The 5,032-nt window shown below is 68.4% G+C and carries 5 protein-coding genes; all 5 read right to left on the bottom strand.

Annotation, left to right across the window (positions count from 1 at the left end):
* On the bottom strand, positions 1-885 hold an 885-nt coding region (locus tag JHD21_RS20505; protein WP_292679154.1), incomplete at its 3' end, for an MCE family protein.
* Positions 886-892: 7 nt separating this feature from the next.
* Complete coding sequence (locus JHD21_RS20500) at positions 893-1,927, bottom strand: MlaD family protein (RefSeq protein WP_292679151.1); 1,035 nt, start codon at positions 1,925-1,927, stop codon at positions 893-895.
* The gene (locus JHD21_RS20495) at positions 1,924-3,252 is read right to left on the bottom strand and encodes an MCE family protein (RefSeq protein ID WP_292679148.1); all 1,329 of its coding nucleotides are present in this window, start codon (positions 3,250-3,252) and stop codon (positions 1,924-1,926) included. The genes JHD21_RS20500 and JHD21_RS20495 overlap by 4 nt, the downstream gene beginning before the upstream one ends.
* Entirely contained in the window at positions 3,249-4,076 is an 828-nt protein-coding gene (locus JHD21_RS20490) for an ABC transporter permease (protein WP_292679145.1), read from the bottom strand. Before JHD21_RS20490 ends, JHD21_RS20495 begins: the two co-directional genes overlap by 4 nt.
* A gap of 1 nt (position 4,077) precedes the next feature.
* Positions 4,078-4,863, bottom strand: a complete 786-nt coding sequence (locus JHD21_RS20485) for an ABC transporter permease (RefSeq protein ID WP_292679143.1) — start codon at positions 4,861-4,863, stop codon at positions 4,078-4,080.
* Between the last annotated feature and the right edge of the window lie 169 nt (positions 4,864-5,032).

Below are 5,032 nucleotides of genomic sequence, written 5' to 3'. Positions count from 1 at the left end.
CCGGTAGAACGGGGCCATCAGCCGCAGGCTGTTGTCGATGTTGTCCTCGTTCTTGGTCAGGACGGCGACCACGGACTCGAGCTGGGTGAGCGCCGGCTTGAGGTCCTCCCGGGTGTCCCGGACGAGGGCGGTCAGCTCGGTCGACAGGGTGGTGGTGGCCACCAGCAGGTCGTGCACCGCGTCGCGACGGGCCACCAGCGCCTGGAAGAGGACGTCGGAGTCCTGCATCAGCTTGATGATGTCCTGGTCCCGCTCGCTCAGGACGGTCGTCACCCGGTCCAGGTTGGTCAGCAGCGTGTTGATCCGGTCGTTCTTCGCGGCGATGTTGGCCGACAGGGCGGAGACCCCGGCGAGCGCGGCCTGGAACTCCTCGGGGGTGTTGCGGGTCAGGTCGGCCAGGGTCGTCAGCCCGGCGGCCAGCTGGTCGGTGTCGATCTCCTGTGCGGTCTCGGCCAGTCCGGAGAACGCCTCGACGACGTCGAAGGGAGAGCTGGTCCGCTCGACCGGGATGACGTCGTCCTCGTCGAGCTGGCCCGACCCCTCGGGCTCGAGGGAGAGGTACATCGCGCCCAGGACGGTCTTCACCTTGATGGCGGCCGCGGTCTCGGTGCCGAAGGAGGAGTCGGTCTTGACCCGGAAGGTCACCTTGACCTGGTCGCCCGCGAGCTCGATGTCCTCGACCTTGCCGACCCGGACTCCGGCGATGCGGACCTCGTCCTCGGGCTTGAGCCCGCCGGCCTCGGTGAACATCGCGGTGTAGCGGTCGCCCCCGCCGATCAGGGGCAGGTCCTGCGCGCGGAACGCCGCCAGCAGCATCAGCATGATCACGGCGATGCTGATCGCCCCGATGACCACCGGGTTGCGCTCCCTGAACGGTTTGCTCATGTGTCCATCACCCCAGATCACACCTAGGGGTGCCGGTGTTGTAGTTGACCGGCACGGTCAGGTCGCCGGGGAACCGGATCTTGCCCTGGAAGTTGCACAGGTAGAAGTTGAAGAACGAGCCGTAGATGGCGGTCCGACCGACCTTCTCCAGCTTGATCGGCAGCACCTGCAGCGCCCGGTCCAGCTCGGCCTTGTTGCGGTTGATGTTCTTGGTCAGCCTGCGCAGCTGCTTGATGTCCTCGACGAACGGCGAGCGGATCCCCTTGACCAGGTCGGCGGTCTGCACCGAGAGCGCGGAGATCTGGTCCAGAGAGTCCAGGATCGCGTCGCGGTCGTCCTTGAGGCCACCGACGAAGGTCTTGAAGGTCAGGATCAGCTGCGACAGCTCCTCGTCGCGGTCGCCCAGGTTGTCCAGGACGACGTTGAGGTTGTCGATGAGGCTGCTGATGACCTCGTCGCGCTCGGCCAGCGTGCTGGTCACCGAGGCGGTGTTGGCGAGCAGGCTCTCGAGCGTGCCCCCCTCGCCCTGGAAGACCTGGACGATCTCGTAGGACAGCTGGTTGATGTCGGCGGGCGAGAGCGCCTGGAACAGCGGCTTGAACCCGTTGAAGAGCACGGTGAGGTCGAGGGCCGGCGAGGTCTTGGACACCGGGATGGTGTTGCCCTCGCCCAGCGGTTCGTCGGAGCCGACGTCCTTGCTGAGGCTGATGTAGCGCTGCCCGACCAGGTTGCGGTACTTGATGGTCGCGGTCGTCGACTCGGTGACCGGGGTGGCGGCGTCCACGTCGAAGGTGACCAGGGCCCTGGTGCGGTCCTCGATCTCGACGTCCTGGACGCTCCCGACCTTGACTCCCGCGATCCTGATGTCGTCGCCCTTGACCACGCCGGTGGCGTCGACGAACACGGCCTTGTAGGTCTTCTTGGAGCTGAGCGACAGGTTGCCGATCGTCGCGACGAGCACGCCGGTGGCCAGCGTGGTGACCACGATGAAGACGAGGAGCTTGACCAGGTCGCCACCGGTCTTCTTGTCGAGGAGCTTCACTCGCCGTCACCCCCGGCGGTCGGCTCGCCGAGCGAGACGGTGGCGCCGCGCGCGAGCGGCGCGACGAGCAGCGCACCGAGGTCGGGCACCTGGTCGGCGGTCATCCCGAGACCAGGCGCGAGCAGGTCGCGGAGCAGGCTGCTCTCGGCCGTGCTGCCGGCGTAGCCGGGGATCCCGAAGATGCTGGTGTCGAGACCGGTGTAGCCAGTGCCCGTGCGCTGCGTGCCCTTGCCGGTCGGCTCGTCGACGCCGTCCTTGAAGTCGGGCTGACGCCGGACCGGGTTGGCCTGGGAGCCGGGCGGGTTGGGCAGGTTGATGCAGGACGGCCCGCGGTCCTCGCCGAGCTCGGGCCTGTCCTCGGGACCGTAGGGCCGCGGCTGGTTGGGCAGGGTCTCCAGGACGATGTGGAGGGTGAAGCCGCGGAAGGCCTCCGCCTGGAGCTCGCCGGCGTTGACGATTCCCTTGAGCAGGCAGGGGAACTCGGTCGAGTAGCGGGCCAGCACCCGGAGCTGGGCCCGGCTGACCTCGCCGAGCCGGATCAGGTTGGCCTCGTTGTCGTCGAGGAACGTCCGGGCACTGTCGGAGAAGTTGGAGACGTTGGTGAACAGCGCGTTGAGCTGTGCCTCGCGGTCCTCGAGCGTCCCGGTCGTGGTCACCGTGTTCTGCAGGATCGTCCCGACCTCGGGGAGGACGTCGGCGTAGATGTCGGAGACCTGCGCGGTGAGCCGGAGGTCCTCGATCAGCGCCGGGATCTGCGGGTTGAGGCGCTTGAGGTAGCTGTCGACGGTCTCGAGGTTGTCGCCGAGCTGGTCGCCGCGGCCCTCGAGCGCGGTCGCGATGGCGTTGAGCGTCATGTTGAGCTCGGCGGGCTGGACCGTGCGCAGCAGTGGGTAGAGGTCGGACAGGACCTCCTCCACCTCGGTGGCGACCTGGGTCCGCTCGATGGTGGCGCCGGGCTGGATCGGCTCGGACGAGTCGCTCGCCGGGATGAGGGAGACGTACTTCTCGCCGAACAGGGTCTTGGGGACGATCGACCCGGTCACGTCCGCCGGGACGCTGTCGGTGTGGTCCTGGAAGAGGCCGAGCACGACCTCGGCGCCATCGGCGTCCGCCCGTGTCTCCAGCACCTCCCCGACGATCACGCCGCGGATCTTGACATCGGCGCGCACCGGGAGCTGCAGACCGATCTTGGACGTCTTGAGCGTCACCTCGTCGTAGTCGCTGAACTGCTTGGTGAAGACGGCGTAGGTGAGGTAGCCGGACAGGACCACCAGCGCGAGGAAGACGACGCCGAGGGCCTTGTGCTGACGCAGGACGAGGTTCATCCGGCCAGCCTCACGGTGGTCGTCGCGCCCCAGATGGCCATCGACAGCAGCAGGTCGATGACGTTGATGGCGACGATGCTCGTGCGGACCGCCCGGCCGACGGCGACCCCGACGCCGGCGGGACCGCCGGAGGCGTTGAAGCCGTGGTAGCAGTGGATCAGGATCACGACGACGGCGAAGACCAGCACCTTGCCGAAGGACCACAGCACGTCGCCTGGCGGCAGGAACGCGTTGAAGTAGTAGTCGTAGGTGCCCGCCGACTGGCCGTAGTACTGCGTCACGATCAGGCGGGCCGCGAAGTAGGAGGAGAGCAGCCCCACGACGTAGAGCGGGATGACCGCGATCAGGCCACCGACGACCCGGGTGGCGACCAGGAACGGCATCGAGGGGATCGCCATGACCTCGAGGGCGTCGACCTCCTCGGAGATCCGCATGGCGCCGAGCTGGGCGGTGAAGCCACAGCCGACCGTGGCCGCGAGCGCGATCCCCGCGACCAGGGGGGCGATCTCGCGGGTGTTGAAGTAGGCGGAGACGAAGCCGGCGAAGGGGGCGGTGCCGAGCTGGTTGAGGGCGGCGTAGCCGGACAGGCCCACCTGCGCCCCGGTGAAGAAGGTCATGCCGATGATGACGCCGACCGTCCCGCCGATGACCGCCAGGGCGCCCGAGCCGAGCGTGACCTCCGCGAGGATCCGCAGGACCTCGCGCGGGTAGCGCGCCACGGACTTGGGGATGGCGAGCAGGACGCGCAGGTAGAACGCGAGCTGGGACCCGAGGGTCTCCAGCTGGCTCAGCGGGCGCTGGTAGACAGCCTTGACGTTGGCCATGTCAGCCCGTCTTCGGTGGCACGAGCTGGAGGTAGATCGTGCTCAGGACGAAGTTGACGACGAACAGCAGCAGGAACGTGATGACGACGGACTCGTTGACGGCGTCACCGACGCCCTTCGGCCCGCCCTTGGCGTTCATGCCCTTGTAGCAGGCCACGATGGCGGCGATGAGCCCGAACACGAGGGCCTTGACCATGCCGATCCAGAGGTCGGGCAGCTGGGCGAGCGCCGTGAAGCTCGCCAGGTAGGCACCCGGGGTGCCGTCCTGGAGGACGACGTTGAAGACGTAGCCGCCGGAGACCCCGACGACGCTCACCATGCCGTTGAGGAACACCGCGACCAGCATGCAGGCGAGCACCCTCGGCACGACGAGCCGCTGGATCGGGTCGATGCCCAGCACCATCATCGCGTCGAGCTCTTCGCGGATCTTGCGGGCGCCGAGGTCGGCCGCGATCGCCGACCCGCCGGCGCCTGCGATCAGGAGCGCCGTGGCGATCGGGCCGGCCTGCTGGACCACGGCGAGGACCGACGCCGAGCCGGTGAAGGACTGCGCGCCGAACTGCTTGATGAGCCCGCCGACCTGGAGCGCGATGACGGCGCCGAACGGGATGGCGACGAGGGCGGTCGGGATGATGGTGACCGAGGCGATGAACCACGCCTGCTGGATGAACTCCCGCGTCTGGAACGGTCGACGGAAGAGCTGGCGCCCGACATCGAGACCGAAGGCGAAGAGGTTGCCTGCGGTGCCGACCGGCGCGAGCATCCGTGTCGCGGTCGAGGAGGTCATGGGGCGATCCTCAACCGCCCGTCGCCATGCTCATCGCCGGCTGGAACGAGCCGGGCGGGGGCGTGACGTTGTTGTCGCGGCACCACGAGCCCGGCTCGCGCTGGCTGCGGCGGGGGATGCCGTTGGAGGGCTCGAGCTGGAGCGGGATGGGCGGCAGCGGCGGCATCTC

It is taken from the genome of Nocardioides sp., from assembly GCF_016462705.1.
GTDB lineage: Bacteria > Actinomycetota > Actinomycetes > Propionibacteriales > Nocardioidaceae > Nocardioides.
The sequence above is the reverse complement of the archived record's forward strand: the minus strand, read 5'-3'. Positions and strand labels throughout refer to the sequence as shown.